This is a genomic window from Rhodococcus sp. IEGM 1354 (assembly GCF_030056855.1).
GTDB lineage: Bacteria > Actinomycetota > Actinomycetes > Mycobacteriales > Mycobacteriaceae > Rhodococcoides.
In genome coordinates this window covers 354,933-370,844 of sequence record NZ_JASHKT010000004.1, presented here as the reverse complement: position 1 = coordinate 370,844, position 15,912 = coordinate 354,933, and the positions used below count along the sequence as shown (strand labels likewise).

The following is a 15,912-nucleotide window of genomic DNA, read 5'->3' as shown; positions in this document are numbered from 1 at the left end:
CTCCGTAGCTGCTCAGGGGACGAGAACGATCGAACCGGTCGTCTTACGCCCCTCCAGGTCGGTGTGCGCCTGCGCGGCATCTTCGAGCGCGTAACGAGCGCCGACCTCGACCGTCAGAGCGCCGCTCGACAATGCGTCGAACACATCACCCGCACGCCATTCGAGTTCGGCTCGGTCCTGCATGTGATGCGCCAGAGTGGGCCTGGTCAGGAACACCGATCCGGCTCCGTTGAGCCGTTGTGGATCGAACGGCGGTACCGGGCCGCTCGCAGCACCGAACAGGGCCAGCGTGCCTCTGATACGCAGTGACGCCAGACTGGCCTCGAACGTGTCGGCTCCGACACCGTCGTAGACGGCATGGACGCCCTCGCCGCCGGTGAGTTCGCGAACCTGGGCCGCGATGTCGTCGTCGTAGCGCAGTACATGGGCTGCACCGGCCTGGGTCGATCGCTCTGCTTTGGCATCGGTGGACACCGTGGTGATGACCCGCACGCCTTTTGCGACCGCCATCTGGGTCAGCAGCAGTCCGACTCCTCCCGCGCCCGCGTGCACGAGGACCGTCTCGCCGCTGCGTGCCGGGTAGGTGGACTCGATCAGATAGTGAGCAGTAATACCCTGCAGCAGCGCCGACGCCGCCTGGTCGGCCGGAACGCCGTCGGGAACGGAGATGGCGGACGAGGCGTCCACGACCACGAACTCGGCGTAGCTACCCGGCGCGGCCGCCCAGGCGATACGGTCCCCGGGAGCGAACGCGGTGACGTCCGGGCCGGCCTCGTGGACCACTCCGGAACCCTCGTCGCCGGGGATGTAGGGCAAGGACCGTGGATACAGGCCGCGGCGGAAGTAGGTGTCGATGTAGTTGATGCCGATGGCGTCGACTCGCACGAGAACCTGCCCCGGTCCGGGCTCGGGAATGGGCACGTCCACGACGACCATGACCTCGGGTCCGCCGGTGTTGTCTACTCGAATGGCACGCATGTTCCTGTTCTACACGGGAGCGATGTGCGTTCGAGGTCCGACGCACGCTCCAACGAACGGGTGCAACAAGTTACCGATCAGTAGCGATTCGGCGGGCCGATGCCGCCACGGTGGACAACCTCGGTATCGTGTCTGCATGGCTACCGAAATCGACAGTGCGGGCAACGAGAAGGACACGTCCAACGAGGTTCCGAAAGGAACTCTCGCGGCCGTGAAGGCTTTCCTCGCCGATCACGGAAACTCGGCAAGTGTGGTGATCCAACCCCTCGGCCGGGCGGGAACCAGGCTGACTCTGGTCGGTGCCGACGGAGTGCTCGGAGATCAGGTGGTTCCGACGACAGCGGTGGCACACGCGATCGTGGCCAGGTTCGACGAACTGACCGAGGCGGAGTGGGACCGTGAGCTGGTCAGCTCGGTCAATCCGGCACCAGGCCATTACGAGAAGATGGCCGGCTGGGTCGCTCGGCAGAAGAAGTTCCCCAAGGCTCGCAACCAGGCCATCGTCGGGTAGGACGAGAGTCGCACATTGGTTTCGACTCGACGGGAACCGTTTCGCGTTCCGATGCGTCGAAGTGAGTGGAGGGGCAGTCGGCCATCTGAGGGGGAGGTCGGCTGCCCCTCCGCTGTCGTTCGAAACCTACGCCTCGAGCCGGTGTTCGGAGTCGGCACCGAGAGTGCTGGGCCTCAGGACGCTGCGGCGACCCTGTCGACGTCGTCTTCCCGGCCGACAACCGCAGGACCGCGTGTTCTGCACGATGCCCACAGTGCTGCCGTGGCAGCCGTGCAGGCTCCGGCACCGGCGACGTGAAACGCGACGAGTACTGCGGGAACGCCCGTGAAGTACTGCACCAGACCGATCAGGGACTGGGCCAGCACGATTGCCACCAGAACGTGCAGCCGCTGCTTGACCGCAGTCGGTGCTCCGACTGCGTACAGGGCGAAGCCGAGCCCGACGAGCAGTGCGAGATACCCGACCAAGAATTGTGAGTGTGCGTGCACCAGCGTGACGATCTCGATGCCCAGGCGCGGTACCGGTTCTTCGATGCTCTTGTCGCCGGCGTGCGGGCCGGCACCGGTCACCATCGTTCCCGCGATCAGTACGCCGGTCAGCGCGACGCCGGACAGGGCGGTGAGCCCACGTAGCGCGGTGGGGACGGTGGGCACAGACTTCGGCGCGGCATCACTCTCACCCACCTTGACGAACAGCAGCGTAGCCAGCCACACCATCGCCATCGACACCACGAGGTGAATGGCCACCGTCCACCACAGCAGGCCGGTCAGCACGGTTATGCCGCCGATGACGGCCTGGACGACGGTTCCCAGTGGCATGAACCACGCGAACAGCAACACCTCTCGCCGCCGGGCCGCCCGAGTGACAGCGAGAACGACAGCCGCAGCGGCGATGACCACCACGAAGGTGAGCAGTCGATTGCCGAACTCGACGGCCTGATGCAGCACAGGGACCTCGGATACCCCGACCGGGGTGAAGCTTCCGGGGAAGCATTGCGGCCAGGTGGGGCACCCGAGCCCGGAGCCGGTCACTCGAACGACCGCACCGGTGACGGCTATGCCGCCCTGGGTGAGGATGGCGATGAATGCCAGCACCCGCTGTACCCGCAGCGAGGGCAGGGGCAAATAGGCCACGAGGCGCAGGAATACGCCGTAGAGCTTCCGTAGGAGGTAGGGCACTCCACGATGGTAAACGCCGATCAACTACACAGCGTCGTTGGGTAGAGCGGCCGGCGGAAAGCCTCGCTCATGTGAATTTGAACGTTCGCACCGCGAGAGTGCCGCAGACCGCAGCCCAGACCAGCAGCACAGCGACCCCGAAGAGGTCGAAGGACGAGGCCACACCGCGGTTGAGCGCTTCGCCGAGTGCGCCGGACGGGACGATCCGTGCGACGTTCTGCAGGCCCTGGGGGATCTGATCGTCGACGAACACAGCGCTGCCGATCCCGAGCATCACGAACCAGGCGACGTTGGCCAAGGCCAACACGATCTCCGCCCGCAGGGTGCCGCCGAGCAACAAACCCATCGACGCGAACGTGACCGTCCCCAAAGCGATGACGACCGCCCCGAGCAGCAGGCCCGACACACTCGGTCGCCAGCCCAGGGCGACGCCGATCGAGCCGAGCAGAACCGACTGCATGATCACCACGATGACGACGGCTACCGACTTTCCGCCGATGATTCCCCACCGTGGGAGCGGCGTGGCACCGAGTCTCTTGAGGGCGCCGTAGCGACGATCGAATCCGACGGCGATCGCCTGTCCGGTGAATGCCGTCGACATGATGGCCACCATCATCACTGCCGGCACGACTCGCGCGACGCGGTCGTCGCCGAGCTCGCCGAACGGCAGCAGGGTCAGTCCGATCAACAGCGTGATCGGAATGAACATCGTCAGCAGCAGCTGTTCACCGTTGCGCAGCAACAACTTCAACTCGAGACGTGACTGCGCGAACAGCATCCGAGCCGCCGACGCCGGCTGTGGGCGCGGCGCGAACAGTCCTGTCTCGAAACGGTTGTCGGCGAGCCGGGCTTTTCTGCGCACCGTCACATCCTCAATTCTCTACCGGTCAGTTCGAGGAACACGTCCTCGAGCCGCCGCTGATCGACCTGCAATTCCGTCGCCAGCACGTTCTGTTGCGCGCACCACGAGGTGACGACAACCAGGATCTGCGGCTCGATCACTCCGGTGACCACGTACGACCCCGGCGATGTCTCCGACGGTACGTAACCGGAGGGCAGCGCCGCGTCGAGCAGAGAGAGTTCGAGACCGGGGGGAGCGGAGAAGCGCAACTGTCCCTCGGCACCCTGCTTGGTGAGCTCGGACGGGGATCCGGAGGCGACGACGCGACCGTTGTCGATGATCGTCAGACGATCCGCCAGCTGCTCGGCCTCGTCCATCAGATGTGTGGTCAGCAGAACGCCGACGCCGTCGCGTCGAAGTGCGTCGATCAATTCCCACACCAGCAGTCGAGCCTGGGCGTCGAGTCCGGCTGTCGGTTCGTCCAGAAACACCAACTCGGGGCGGCCGACAATGGCACAGGCCAACGCCAGTCGCTGCTGCTGGCCACCGGACAACCGCCGATAGGGTGTGCGGACCGCCGAGGTCAGGCCGAGGCAGTCGAGCAGCCATGTCGTGTCGAGAGGGTCGGCCGAGTACGAGGCGACGAGCTCGAGCATTTCGCCTGCCTTGGACCCCGGGTAGGCACCGCCGCCCTGGAGCATGACGCCGATGCGGGGTCTGAGCTGGGCGGACTCGGCGATGGGGTCGAGGCCCAGGATTCTGACCGTGCCGCTGTCGGGTACGACGAAGCCCTCGCACATCTCGACGGTCGTGGTCTTACCGGCACCGTTCGGGCCGAGCAGTGCGAGAACTTCACCCGCACCGATGCTCAGACTCAGTCCGTCGACGGCGGTGGTGCCGTCGTAGGACTTGCGCACGTCGGTCAACTGCACGACAGGTTGCGCCGCATTCGACGTCCCGGAGATCACGAGGACCCAGCGTATTCGTCGGTGCGCCGCTCGGGTGCCGGTGGTCCGCTGCGCGTGGGCCACGGCAGTCGGTTCCGTGTCAGCAGATACAACACGACGATGGTCAGGATGGTCATCACTGCGGCCTGCACGATCTGGAACGGCTGGTACTCGCTGCCGTTCGGCATGAGGATCACGCTCACCAAGGACGAGAAGGCGATGGCAGGACGCCGGAATGACGGAGTGGTGGCCCATGCGGCCAGCGGAATCACCGCCCACAGCAGGTACCAGGGCTGGACTACGGGGAACAGGAGAACCACTGCTCCCAGCGCTACCCCCAGTGCTCCCACCGAGTGCAATCGGCCCCTCAGGACAGCGACCAGCATTCGGATGACGATGACGCCGGCGACGACGGCTGCGATCGGCCGAGTGAGACTCAACACAGCAGTGGTGTGATCGCCGAGGCCGAGTAGCACGCCGACGAATCCGGTAGCCAGGCCGAGAATCGTGGGAATCGACATCCAGCTGCGCACCACCCCCGCGGTTCCCAGCGTGTGGATCCAACCGAAACCGAGCCCGCTGCCGAGGCTCACGGCTATCTGGACCACAACGGCGATCGTGCCGAGCAGCAGCGCAGCGTAGGCAACCGATCTGAGAGTGCCGCCCCACCGCCTCGACAGCGCCATACCGACGAACCCCAGTGCTATCAGCGAGGGAATCTTCACCGTCGACGACAGAGCGATCACGCCGGCTCCGCCGATGAGGAATGCAATATCGGTGCTGCGCAAGGCACCCGGGCGCTCGATCGCACGCAGCGCCAGTTCGGTGCCCGCGAGCATGAGCCCGATCATCAGGGCCTCGTTGTGGATTCCGGCTACCAGGTGGAACAGCAACAGCGGGTTGGCGGCTCCGAGCCAGAGCGCCGTGACCGACGCGACCCCGCAGCGGCGCGCGAGCCGTGGCAGCGCCCAGACGATCAGCGCCACTCCCGCCAACGCGAGGAGGCGGTGCAGAAAGATGCCGGCGACGATGTTCTCGCCGGTCAAGTACGTGATCCCGCGCCCCATCCACAGGAACAGCGGACCGTAGGGTGCCGGAGTCTCTCGCCAGATGTTGGGCACCGTCCGGGTCAGCACGTTGTCGGCCCCCAGTGCATCCACGGGGCCGATCTCGTAGGGGTCGAGACCGCGGGCCGTGATCTCGCTCTGGGCCAGGTAGGAGTAGACGTCGCGCGAGAACATAGGCGGTGCGACGCTCAGCGGCAGGATCCACAGCAGCAGAGTTCGGTCCATCTGCGATCGGGACAGGCGGCGAGGAGTCGCGCCCGATCGCGTCCGCCCCAACGCGAACCTGCCGAGCAGTAGCCACGCGAGGACCACGACGACGGTTCCCGTCATGGTCACCGTCAGAGCCGACGTGGCCATGCGCGACGGCAGGCTCAGTAACCGGACGCCCGCGATCGGGTTCTGCAGTACCGGCTGCGCACCCGCGCCGAGCGCGCCGATCGCCATCAGCAGCGCGCCCGCGGCTCCGAAACGGCGAATGTTGCGTAGCTGAACGGTCTCGGCGGGATCGAGACCGGGCGCCTCCGGTTCGTCGCCGTGCAACGTGGCGACACCGGCACCCGGTGGGGTCGGTTCCAGGCCGAACACGCGCCGAGCAGGGGTGAGAATCATCCTGTGCAGCAGCGTGCCGCGCGTGGATTCGGGGTTCTCGGGATCGGGGGACGAGCTGGCACCGGTCGCGGAAGGCGAGTTCTCGGAACTCTGCTCACTCTCGGTCGATGGCACAGTGGGAGCGTAGCTGTGTGCCATGGCGCGATTCACCCGGTCCTCCGGACTCCGCGGCCTGCGTCGCCCGGCTCGGATTCACCTGAGGGATAGGGCACCCTTGCTGGACCAGGTGAAACAATTCCGTCACACTGGTGTTGTGAAAACAACCGAGAGCTCGCTCGTGCGTCCGGGAAGCGTCGATCCATCGACCGCCGGAGCAGGCGCGTCGTCGGTGCGACCGGCATCGGCCCCCGAGGGGCAGACGCGGGGCGCGGTGGTCACCCTACTGCTCGAAGAAGGCCCCATCACCGCGTCCGATATCGGCACTCGCCTGGGATTGAGCGCGGCCGGTGTCCGGCGCCACCTCGATGCGCTCATCGATGCAGGCGAGGCCAGGATCACCACGCCGGCCGGAGCACGTCAGCGTGGACGCGGTCGACCGGCCAAGCACTTCCAGCTCACCGCAGCCGGCCGCAATCGGCTGGGCCACACCTACGACGATCTGGCCGGAGCCGCCATGCGGCAGCTGCGCAAGATCGGTGGCAACGACGCCATCGAGACGTTCGCGCGGCAACGCGTCAACACCATCGTTGCCGACGTCGAACCTGCGACCGGTTCCGACGCCCATGCCGTGGAAACGGCGGCGGGAAGAATTGCCGATGCGTTCAGTGCAGCGGGATTCTCGGCCACCACGCGGCAGGTCGGCAACGGGGTGCAGATCTGCCAGCACCATTGCCCGGTTTCGCACGTCGCGGCTGAGTTTCCCGAACTGTGCGAGGCGGAACAAGCGGCGTTCGCCGAGATCCTCGGCACGCACGTGCAGCGTCTTGCCACCATCGCGAACGGCAACTGCGCCTGCACCACACACGTACCGCTCACCTCGACGCGATCGAGGAGCGGTCGATCCGATACCGACGTATCGACAGATAGTTCACACAAGATGACCTCTGACACGCAGCCCCGTGTCGGAGAACGCACACGCCTCCGGAAGGAGCCCGCATGACCGTCACACCAGACCAGGTGACACCCGCCGCGCCGCTGACTCAGGACGAGACCATCGCATCGCTCGGCACCTACGGATACGGCTGGGCCGATTCCGACGTGGCCGGCGCGAGCGCCAAGCGCGGCTTGTCCGAGGCCGTCGTTCGTGACATCTCGGCCAAGAAGAGCGAGCCCGAGTGGATGCTCGAAGCCCGCCTGAAGGCGCTCAAGACCTTCGACCGCAAGCCCATGCCCAACTGGGGTTCCGACCTGGACGGCATCGACTTCGACAACATCAAGTACTTCGTGCGGTCCAGCGAGAAGCAGGCTGCCACGTGGGACGACCTGCCCGAGGACATCAAGAACACGTACGACAAGCTCGGCATCCCCGAGGCCGAGAAGCAGCGCCTCGTGTCCGGTGTCGCCGCGCAGTACGAGTCCGAGGTCGTCTACCACTCGATCCGTGAGGATCTCGAGGCGCAGGGCGTGTTGTTCCTCGACACCGACACCGCACTCAAGGAGCAGCCGGAGCTGTTCCGCGAGTACTTCGGCACCGTCATTCCCGCAGGCGACAACAAGTTCTCTGCGTTGAACACCGCAGTGTGGTCCGGTGGATCGTTCATCTACATCCCGCCGGGCGTGCACGTCGACATCCCGCTGCAGGCCTACTTCCGGATCAACACCGAGAACATGGGCCAGTTCGAGCGCACGCTGATCATCGTCGACGAGGGTGCCTACGTGCACTACGTCGAGGGCTGCACCGCGCCGATCTACAAGTCCGATTCGCTGCACTCCGCTGTGGTCGAGATCATCGTCAAGAAGGGTGGTCGCTGCCGGTACACGACCATTCAGAACTGGTCGAACAACGTCTACAACCTGGTCACCAAGCGCGCCAAGGCAGAAGCAGGCGCAACCATGGAGTGGGTCGACGGCAACATCGGCTCCAAGGTCACCATGAAGTACCCGGCTGTGTGGATGACCGGCGAGTACGCCAAGGGCGAGGTTCTCTCGGTCGCGTTCGCAGGGCCCGATCAGCACCAGGACACCGGTTCCAAGATGCTGCACCTGGCACCGCACACGTCGTCGAACATCGTCAGCAAGTCCGTCGCCCGTGGCGGTGGACGGACGTCCTACCGCGGTCTGATCCAGATCAACAAGGGCGCGCACGGCTCGCGTTCGACGGTCAAGTGCGACGCCCTGCTCGTCGACACGATCAGTCGTTCCGACACCTACCCGTACGTGGACATCCGCGAGGACGACGTGTCGATGGGTCACGAGGCCACGGTCTCGAAGGTCAGTGACGATCAGTTGTTCTACCTGATGAGCCGCGGCATGACCGAGGACGAGGCCATGGCAATGGTCGTCCGCGGATTCGTCGAGCCCATCGCTCGCGAACTGCCGATGGAGTACGCGCTCGAGCTCAACCGGCTCATCGAGTTGCAGATGGAAGGGTCGGTCGGATAAGTGAACAACCCCCTCACCGGAGTCATGGGTGCCGTGGCATCCGAGAACCCCGATTCCGCCAAGGAAGACAAGTCGAAGCTCGTCGCCAACAAGGGCGCGCAGTTCACGTCGTACGACGTGAACGCGTTCGAGGTGCCCTCGGGCCGCGACGAGCTGTGGCGCTTCACGCCGCTGCGTCGCCTTCGCGGCCTGCACGACGGATCGGCAGTCGCCGACGGGACCGCGCAGGTCACCGTCGAGGCTGCGGACCAGGTGGTCGTGGAGACCGTGGGACGCGATGACGATCGACTCGGGAAGGCCGGCGTGCCTGCCGATCGGATTGCCGCACAGGCATATTCGGCCTTTGCCGAGGCCACGATCGTCAGTGTTCCGAACGAGGTCGAGGTAGCGGAGCCGATCGAGATCACGATCGACGGACCGGGCGTCGACCACGTCGCCTACGGACACGTGCAGATTCGCCTCGGCACATTTGCTCGCGCCACCGTCGTGATCGATCAGCGCGGCAGCGGCACGTACGCCGAGAACGTCGAATTCGTGCTGGGTGACAGCTCACAGTTGCACGTCGTGCTGATTCAGGACTGGCAGTCGGACGCGGTGCACGTGGCCGCCCATCACGCGCTGCTCGGACGTGACTCTGTGTTGCGCCACTACAACGTCAGCCTCGGCGGCGATCTGGTGCGCATCAGCCCGACCGTGCGCTACAGCGCGCCCGGCGGTGACGCGAACATGCTCGGTGTGTATTTCGCCGACGCAGGTCAGCACCTCGAGCAGCGACTGCTCGTCGACCATTCGGCTCCGCATTGCAAGTCGAACGTGATGTACAAGGGTGCGCTCCAAGGCGAAACCGGACCCGGCACCGTCGACGCACACACCGTATGGATCGGCGACGTTCTCATTCGCGCCGAGGCCGAGGGCACCGAGACGTACGAACTGAACCGAAATCTGGTGCTCACCGATGGCGCTCGCGCCGATTCGGTACCGAACCTGGAAATCGAAACCGGCGAGATCGTCGGAGCGGGGCACGCCAGTGCTACCGGCCGATTCGACGACGAGCAGCTGTTCTACCTCCGTGCTCGCGGCATCTCGGAGGAGGTGGCCCGCCGACTGGTCGTCCGCGGCTTCTTCCACGAAATCATCGACAAGATTCCGGTCCCCGCCGTACGCGAGCGTCTCGATGCTGCCATCGAGACCGAACTCGCCGTCGTCGGCGCGTAGGCCAACCCGAACCTTTCTCGACTGCACAAAGGAACTGTGATGTCCACACTCGAAATCCGCGATCTGCACGTCAGCGTCGCCAACACCGACTCGTCCGCCGAGCCGATCGACATCCTCAAAGGTGTCGATCTGACCGTGAAGTCCGGCGAGACGCACGCGATCATGGGACCCAACGGCTCCGGCAAGTCCACCTTGTCGTACGCCATTGCGGGCCACCCGAAGTACACCGTCACCTCCGGCACCATCACCCTCGACGGTGAAGACGTTCTCGAAATGAGCGTCGACGAGCGCGCCCGCGCAGGTCTGTTCCTGGCGATGCAGTACCCGGTCGAGGTGCCCGGAGTATCGATGTCGAACTTCCTGCGCACCGCCGCGACGGCCGTGCGCGGCGAAGCCCCCAAGCTGCGGCACTGGGTCAAGGAAGCCAAGACCGCCATGAGCGAACTGGAGATCGAGGCCAACTTCCTCGAGCGCAACGTCAACGAGGGCTTCTCCGGCGGCGAGAAGAAGCGTCACGAGATCCTGCAGCTGGGACTGCTCAAGCCCAAGATCGCCATTCTCGACGAGACCGATTCCGGCCTCGACGTCGACGCTCTGCGCGTGGTGTCCGAGGGCGTCAACAAGTACAAGGAGCGCGAAGACGGGGGAGTGCTGCTGATCACGCACTACACCCGCATTCTTCGCTACATCAAGCCCGACTTCGTGCACGTCTTCGTCAACGGTGAGATCGTCAAGTCCGGCGGTGCCGAGCTGGCCGACGAGCTCGAGGCCAACGGCTACGCCGGCTACACGCAGGCCGCGACCACCGGAGCATGAGTATGGCTGCACCGGCAGGTGTGGCGGTGGCGACATCGTTCGATGTCGCTACCGTTCGCCGCGATTTTCCTATCCTCTCGCGCACCGTCCGCGACGGAAAGCCGTTGGTGTACCTGGATTCCGGCGCAACGTCGCAGCGGCCGGTGCAGGTACTCGACGCCGAACGCGAGTTCCTCACCACCTATAACGCCGCGGTGCACCGCGGGGCGCATCAGCTGGCCGAGGAAGCCACCGACGCGTACGAGGGAGCCAGGGCGGATATCGCCGCGTTCGTCGGTGCGGACGTCGACGAGATCGTCTTCACCAAGAACGCAACCGAGTCGCTCAACCTCGTGACGTACGTCTTGGCCGATCAACGCTTCGATCGTCATCTCGGACCCGGTGACGAAATCGTCGTCACCGAACTCGAACACCACGCCAATCTCGTTCCGTGGCAAGAGCTTGCGGCCCGCACCGGCGCAACTCTGCGGTGGTACGGCGTGACCGACGACGGTCGAATCGACCTCGACTCGCTGGAATTGTCGTCCGCGGTGAAGGTCGTCGCGTTCACCCACCAGTCGAACGTGACTGGTGCCGTCGCTCCCGTCGAGGAGTTGGTGCGTCGCGCCCGAGCTGTCGGCGCGCTCGTCGTTCTCGACGCGTGCCAGTCCGTGCCGCACATGAAGGTCGATTTCCACGACCTCGATGTCGACTACGCAGCGTTCTCCGGCCACAAGATGCTGGGACCCTCGGGTGTAGGAGTGTTGTACGGCAAGGCCGCACTGCTCGATGCGATGCCGCCGTTCATCACCGGTGGTTCGATGATCGAGACGGTCACGATGGAGAAGACGACGTTCGCGCCTCCGCCGCAACGCTTCGAGGCCGGTGTGCCCATGACATCGCAGGTCATCGGGCTCGGTGCCGCCGTGCGGTACCTCGACAACATCGGTATCGACGCCGTGGCAGCTCATGAAAAGAGGTTGGTCGCAGCGACTCTCGCCGAGTTCGCAAATATCGACGGGGTCCGCGTCATCGGCCCGACGGAGAACGTCGACCGAGGTTCGGCAGTGTCGTTCGTCGTCGACGGTATTCACGCACACGATCTCGGACAGATCCTGGACGACGAGGGTGTCGCCATTCGCGTCGGACATCATTGCGCGTGGCCATTGCATCGGCGCTTCGGAGTGGCCGCCACCGCGCGGGCGTCCTTCGCGTTGTACAACACCGTCGAGGAAGTGCACGTGCTCGCGAACGCGATTCGTCGCGCGCAATCGTTCTTCGGCACCGACCGCAGTGGTGAGGAGGGACACGCCTGATGCGAATGGAACAGATGTACCAGGAAGTGATCCTCGATCACTACAAGCATCCGCACGGTCGCGGACTGCGTGAGCCGTTCGGCGCAGAGGTGCACCACGTCAATCCCACCTGCGGCGACGAGGTGACTCTGCGGGTTCACGTGGACAACGGCACCGTTGCGGACGTCTCGTACGACGGTCAGGGTTGCTCGATCAGCCAAGCCGCCACGTCGGTGTTGACCGATCAGGTGGTCGGATTGTCGGTCCACGACGCCTTGAAGACCGTGGATTCGTTCAGCGAGATGGTCGGCAGCAGAGGTACCGTCGAAGGAGACGAAGACGTCATCGGCGACGGCGTTGCGTTCGCCGGGGTGGCCAAGTATCCGGCTCGCGTGAAATGCGCCTTGCTGGGTTGGATGGCTTTCAAGGATGCGGTTGTTCGAGTAGTAAACGCAGATACGACAGCTACGACGGGCGGGACCGCCCAGTCGGCACTTTCCGGAGGACAGCAATCATGACCGACGCAACAGAGACCACACCGGCTGTGACGACGACGCCGGTGGAACTCACCGCCGACGAGATCAAGGTGCTCGAGGACCTCGAAGAAGCGATGCGCGACGTCGTCGACCCCGAGCTGGGAATCAACGTCGTCGATCTCGGCTTGGTCTACGACATCAAGATCGACGCCGAGGACATCGTCACCGTCGACATGACTCTGACGTCGGCGGCCTGCCCGTTGACGGACGTCATCGAGGATCAGGCCCGTGGTGCGTTGGTGCGCAGTGGGCTCGCCGCCGACCTCAAGATCAACTGGGTCTGGATGCCACCGTGGGGACCGGACAAGATCACCGACGACGGACGTGAGCAGCTGCGGGCTCTCGGCTTTACCGTCTGACGGTCGAGTCCGGCTGCCCCGTCACGCACCCTTCGCTTCGTCGGTGGACGGGGCAGCCTTCTTCGCTGCGGCCTTCTTGGCCGGAGCCTTCTTCGCCGGGGTCTTCCGCGCGGTGGTTTTCTTGGCAGCGGTCTTCTTGGCCGGTGTCTTCGACGACGATGATGCCGAATCGGACCCCGACTTCGCGTTCTTCCCCGCGGCCTCGACGCTGCGCTGGAGGGCAGCGACCAGATCCACGACCTCCGCGTCTTCGCCGTCGTCCTGGGATTCGGCCTCGGTGTGGATGACCTTCTCTCCACCGTTCGCCAGAGTCTCGTCGATCAGTTTGCGTAGTTCGATCTGGTAATCGTCGGTGTACTCAGTCGGATCGAATTCCGAGGACATGCTCTCGACGAGCGACGTCGCCATCTTCACTTCTTGCGGGCGCGCCGACGGTGCGTCGTCGAGTGACGGGAATTCTGCTGCCCGCACCTCGTCCGGCCACAGCAGAGTCTGGATGACCAGCACGTTGTCCCGGACCCGGAGTGCTGCCAGCCGCGTCTTCTGTCGCAGCGTGAAATGCACGAGCGCAGTGCGTTCGGTTTCTTCCAGCGTCTCACGCAGCAGTACGTATGCCTTGGGCGACGACGAGTCGGGCTCCAGGAAGTAACTCTTGTCGTAAAGGATCGGATCGATCTGCTCGGTCGGAACGAATTCGAGCACCGGGATCTCGTGCTTCTCGGCAGCGGGGAGTTTGTCGAAGTCGTCGTCGGTGAGGATCACGCGCTCGCCGTCGGGGGAGTCGTACGCCTTGTCGATGTCGGCGAACTGAACCGACTTGCCGCACTCCTGACAGATGCGGTCGTACTTGATTCGTCCTCCGTCCTTCGCGTGCACTTGATGGAACCGGATGTCGTGTTGCTCGGTGGCCGAGTAGACCTTGACCGGCACGTTGACGAGTCCGAAGGCGATCGAGCCTTTCCAAATGCTGCGCATGTGTTCATGATCGCCGACCGGGCACCTGTGTGTCGACCGTTGACGAGAAACTCAGCCGCGTCTCGGAGCGTGGACGACGGTGCGTGCGATGGCCACCCTGGCCGAGACCGGAAGTGTGGGAAACATTCTCAGCATTGCGGTCATGGTCCCGATGGCGTCGTCGTGACCGGACAGGTACGAGCGTTGCAGTTCGACCGGCAGCGAGAAGAAGCTGGCGAAGAACTGCGGAACCATCTCCGGCTCGAGGCTCAGCGCAGTGCGCAGCCCCAGGTTGCGTAGCTTCTGCACCGTCCAGGTGTGGAGTGCGCGTCGGCTTCCCGGCTTGCCGGTACGAAGCCCGTCGACCAGGTGATCCGCGGACGCCAACGACGCCGCGACGCTGTATCCCGTCGCTGGATGCATCAGATTCGACCGCGACCCGAACAAGACGGGCCCGCTTCGTGGGGTGCGCAGCCGCGAGCGCGGCGGAGGTTCGACCGAGAAACGCACCCGCTCGACGTCCTCGGTCCCGGTCGGCACGAGATCGCGTCGGGCGAGACGATGATGCAGACGAGTCCGGAGCACATCGAGGTGGAGGGCAGGCCTGCCGACCAGGCACGTTTCTTCGAGCAGAACGCGTCGGTCGTCGAGCGCGACGGCATAGAGAAAACTCGGAACGTCACCGGGTCGTGCGCCGTTGTCGGCACGCCAATCCATGAACCAGGCGTCGGAGCCTTCCAGAATGGGCTCGGCGCGTTCCCGCTCGACGACAATTCCGTATGCCGTCTGCTGCGCCAGATCACGCGAGTCGAGCGTCCCGCGCGCATCGACGACGTGGCGTGCCGTGACGACCGTCCCGTCGACGGTGGTGACACGGGTGCCGGTGACGTCGACTGCGGTGCCCGAATGCACTCGCACGAGGTCGAGGGTCAGCGAGGCTTGCAGGGCACGCGTGTCGAGCACGCAGTACGTGCGGTCGATGACGCGGTGCCGATCGGTCCACACTGCGGGCCTGCATGCAGTCGAGGCGACCGCGGACTCCGACAGCCACGACGGCAATTCGTCCGCCCATGCCGAGTAGGTCGGCGTCCAGGTTCGGGACGGGTGCGGATCGAGCGCGAGAACGTCCATTCCCGCGGCCGCGCAGCGGTGGGCGATCGCGCGACCCGCCGGTCCCAGCCCGACCACGGCGACGTCGGCCGACAGGTCGCTCACATTCCGCCGGTGGCGAGCAGGCCACCGTCGACGCGCACCGTCTCACCGGTGATCCACGAGGACGCGTCCGAGACCAGGAAGGCGACGAGCGATGCCACGTCCTCGGGGGTACCGAGTCGCTTCATCGGGTAGCCGGCCGCTGCTGCCTCTTCGCCGCCGGCGAACAACGCCTCGGCGAACTTGGTCTTCACCACGCCCGGCGCCACCGCGTTGACGCGGATCTTCGGCCCGAGCTGCCATGCCAGCTCCTCGGTGAGCCGGATCAGCGCAGCTTTGGATGCGCCGTAAGCGGCAATGACTCCGGTGGATCTGATGCCCGCGACGCTGGCGATGTTGACGACCGCACCACCGTGTTCGCCCATCCACGCATGGAACGCGTTCTGCACGAAGCCGAGCGTGCCGACGACATTGGTGTCGAAGATCTTGCTCACACCGATGAGGTCGGCATCCATCAGCGAGCCGTAGACGGGGTTGATACCGGTGTTGTTGATCAGGATGTCCAGCGAACCGAAGGTCTCGACGGTCCGGTCCACCGCAGTGCGCCGGTGTTCCGGGTCGCCCGCGTTACCGTCCAGCGCGAGTACGGAGTCGCCGAGTTCCGCCGCGACGGCCAGCAACTGTTCCCGCTTGCGCGCGGTGATGGCCACGTTGGCGCCGCGTGCGAGCAGTTCTGCGGCGATCGCTCGGCCGATGCCTCGACTGCCCCCGGTGACCAATGCGGTCCGTCCGGTGAGGTCGGGGGGCAGGGCTGGGCGGGCAGTGGCCGTTTCGGGGACGTCGGTCATCGCTCAGACGTTACCGGGGTCACCTGCGTTCCTGGGTGGAGGCACGTCAATGCTGAGCTAAAATGGGGGTTTGCTGTGCCGACCTA

General features: G+C 65.2%; 16 protein-coding genes. 8 read left to right on the top strand and 8 right to left on the bottom strand.

From position 1 onward, the window contains the following. Positions 1 to 12: 12 nt before the first annotated feature. Entirely contained in the window at positions 13 to 978 is a 966-nt protein-coding gene (locus QM588_RS11325; protein WP_283313317.1) for a quinone oxidoreductase family protein, read from the bottom strand. 136 nt (positions 979 to 1,114) lie between these two features. Between QM588_RS11325 and QM588_RS11320 the strand changes: the two genes are divergently transcribed. Continuing rightward, the gene (locus QM588_RS11320) at positions 1,115 to 1,489 is read left to right on the top strand and encodes a hypothetical protein (RefSeq protein WP_283313315.1); all 375 of its coding nucleotides are present in this window, start codon (positions 1,115 to 1,117) and stop codon (positions 1,487 to 1,489) included. Between the two features lie 173 nt (positions 1,490 to 1,662). Here the strand turns inward: QM588_RS11320 and QM588_RS11315 are convergent, their stop codons facing one another. The 4 genes from QM588_RS11315 to mptB form a co-directional block, all read right to left on the bottom strand. Further along, complete coding sequence (locus tag QM588_RS11315; protein WP_283313313.1) at positions 1,663 to 2,667, bottom strand: COX15/CtaA family protein; 1,005 nt, start codon at positions 2,665 to 2,667, stop codon at positions 1,663 to 1,665. A 67-nt stretch (positions 2,668 to 2,734) separates the two neighbouring features. After that, entirely contained in the window at positions 2,735 to 3,529 is a 795-nt protein-coding gene (locus tag QM588_RS11310; RefSeq protein ID WP_442972903.1) for an ABC transporter permease, read from the bottom strand. Positions 3,530 to 3,531: 2 nt separating this feature from the next. After that, positions 3,532 to 4,476, bottom strand: a complete 945-nt coding sequence (locus QM588_RS11305; protein ID WP_283313309.1) for an ABC transporter ATP-binding protein — start codon at positions 4,474 to 4,476, stop codon at positions 3,532 to 3,534. Beyond that, a complete protein-coding gene (gene mptB, locus QM588_RS11300) occupies positions 4,473 to 6,131 on the bottom strand; it encodes a polyprenol phosphomannose-dependent alpha 1,6 mannosyltransferase MptB (protein WP_283313557.1) in 1,659 nt (552 codons plus the stop codon). Before mptB ends, QM588_RS11305 begins: the two co-directional genes overlap by 4 nt. A gap of 253 nt (positions 6,132 to 6,384) precedes the next feature. Between mptB and QM588_RS11295 the strand changes: the two genes are divergently transcribed. Genes QM588_RS11295 through QM588_RS11265 form a run of 7 tightly spaced genes read left to right on the top strand, consistent with a single transcriptional unit; the run spans position 6,385 to position 12,872 of the window. Then, positions 6,385 to 7,230, top strand: coding sequence for a helix-turn-helix transcriptional regulator (locus QM588_RS11295; RefSeq protein ID WP_283313306.1), 846 nt, complete (start codon positions 6,385 to 6,387; stop codon positions 7,228 to 7,230). Next, on the top strand, positions 7,227 to 8,672 hold the full coding sequence (gene sufB, locus QM588_RS11290; RefSeq protein ID WP_027497021.1) for a Fe-S cluster assembly protein SufB: 1,446 nt from the start codon (positions 7,227 to 7,229) through the stop codon (positions 8,670 to 8,672). Before QM588_RS11295 ends, sufB begins: the two co-directional genes overlap by 4 nt. A gap of 24 nt (positions 8,673 to 8,696) precedes the next feature. Beyond that, a complete protein-coding gene (sufD, locus tag QM588_RS11285; RefSeq protein ID WP_283313555.1) occupies positions 8,697 to 9,887 on the top strand; it encodes a Fe-S cluster assembly protein SufD in 1,191 nt (396 codons plus the stop codon). Between the two features lie 39 nt (positions 9,888 to 9,926). After that, positions 9,927 to 10,703, top strand: coding sequence for a Fe-S cluster assembly ATPase SufC (gene sufC, locus QM588_RS11280; protein WP_027497023.1), 777 nt, complete (start codon positions 9,927 to 9,929; stop codon positions 10,701 to 10,703). Between the two features lie 2 nt (positions 10,704 to 10,705). Next, complete coding sequence (locus QM588_RS11275; RefSeq protein ID WP_283313304.1) at positions 10,706 to 11,998, top strand: cysteine desulfurase; 1,293 nt, start codon at positions 10,706 to 10,708, stop codon at positions 11,996 to 11,998. Further along, positions 11,998 to 12,495, top strand: a complete 498-nt coding sequence (gene sufU / locus QM588_RS11270) for a Fe-S cluster assembly sulfur transfer protein SufU (protein ID WP_283313303.1) — start codon at positions 11,998 to 12,000, stop codon at positions 12,493 to 12,495. Before QM588_RS11275 ends, sufU begins: the two co-directional genes overlap by 1 nt. Next, complete coding sequence (locus QM588_RS11265; RefSeq protein ID WP_027497026.1) at positions 12,492 to 12,872, top strand: metal-sulfur cluster assembly factor; 381 nt, start codon at positions 12,492 to 12,494, stop codon at positions 12,870 to 12,872. The genes sufU and QM588_RS11265 overlap by 4 nt, the downstream gene beginning before the upstream one ends. A 21-nt stretch (positions 12,873 to 12,893) precedes the next feature. Here QM588_RS11265 and ku read toward each other — a convergent pair whose 3' ends face one another. From ku to QM588_RS11250, 3 genes are read right to left on the bottom strand one after another with little or no spacing between them, the layout of a single operon-like run. Then, entirely contained in the window at positions 12,894 to 13,847 is a 954-nt protein-coding gene (ku, locus tag QM588_RS11260) for a non-homologous end joining protein Ku (protein ID WP_283313302.1), read from the bottom strand. Positions 13,848 to 13,898: 51 nt separating this feature from the next. Next, on the bottom strand, positions 13,899 to 15,041 hold the full coding sequence (locus QM588_RS11255) for a lycopene cyclase family protein (protein ID WP_283313301.1): 1,143 nt from the start codon (positions 15,039 to 15,041) through the stop codon (positions 13,899 to 13,901). Beyond that, positions 15,038 to 15,826, bottom strand: a complete 789-nt coding sequence (locus QM588_RS11250) for an SDR family oxidoreductase (RefSeq protein WP_283313300.1) — start codon at positions 15,824 to 15,826, stop codon at positions 15,038 to 15,040. Before QM588_RS11250 ends, QM588_RS11255 begins: the two co-directional genes overlap by 4 nt. Positions 15,827 to 15,912: the final 86 nt, after the last annotated feature.

Bases quoted from the DNA above. Each gene is read 5' to 3' on its own strand.
- QM588_RS11325 (WP_283313317.1), bottom strand. From the start codon at position 978: ATGCGTGCCATTCGAGTAGACAACACCGGCGGACCCGAGGTCATGGTC.
- QM588_RS11320 (WP_283313315.1), top strand. From the start codon at position 1,115: ATGGCTACCGAAATCGACAGTGCGGGCAACGAGAAGGACACGTCCAAC.
- mptB (WP_283313557.1), bottom strand. From the start codon at position 6,131: ATGATTCTCACCCCTGCTCGGCGCGTGTTCGGCCTGGAACCGACCCCA.
- sufB (WP_027497021.1), top strand. From the start codon at position 7,227: ATGACCGTCACACCAGACCAGGTGACACCCGCCGCGCCGCTGACTCAG.
- sufD (WP_283313555.1), top strand. From the start codon at position 8,697: ATGGGTGCCGTGGCATCCGAGAACCCCGATTCCGCCAAGGAAGACAAG.
- sufC (WP_027497023.1), top strand. From the start codon at position 9,927: ATGTCCACACTCGAAATCCGCGATCTGCACGTCAGCGTCGCCAACACC.
- QM588_RS11275 (WP_283313304.1), top strand. From the start codon at position 10,706: ATGGCTGCACCGGCAGGTGTGGCGGTGGCGACATCGTTCGATGTCGCT.
- sufU (WP_283313303.1), top strand. From the start codon at position 11,998: ATGCGAATGGAACAGATGTACCAGGAAGTGATCCTCGATCACTACAAG.
- QM588_RS11265 (WP_027497026.1), top strand. From the start codon at position 12,492: ATGACCGACGCAACAGAGACCACACCGGCTGTGACGACGACGCCGGTG.
- ku (WP_283313302.1), bottom strand. From the start codon at position 13,847: ATGCGCAGCATTTGGAAAGGCTCGATCGCCTTCGGACTCGTCAACGTG.
- QM588_RS11250 (WP_283313300.1), bottom strand. From the start codon at position 15,826: ATGACCGACGTCCCCGAAACGGCCACTGCCCGCCCAGCCCTGCCCCCC.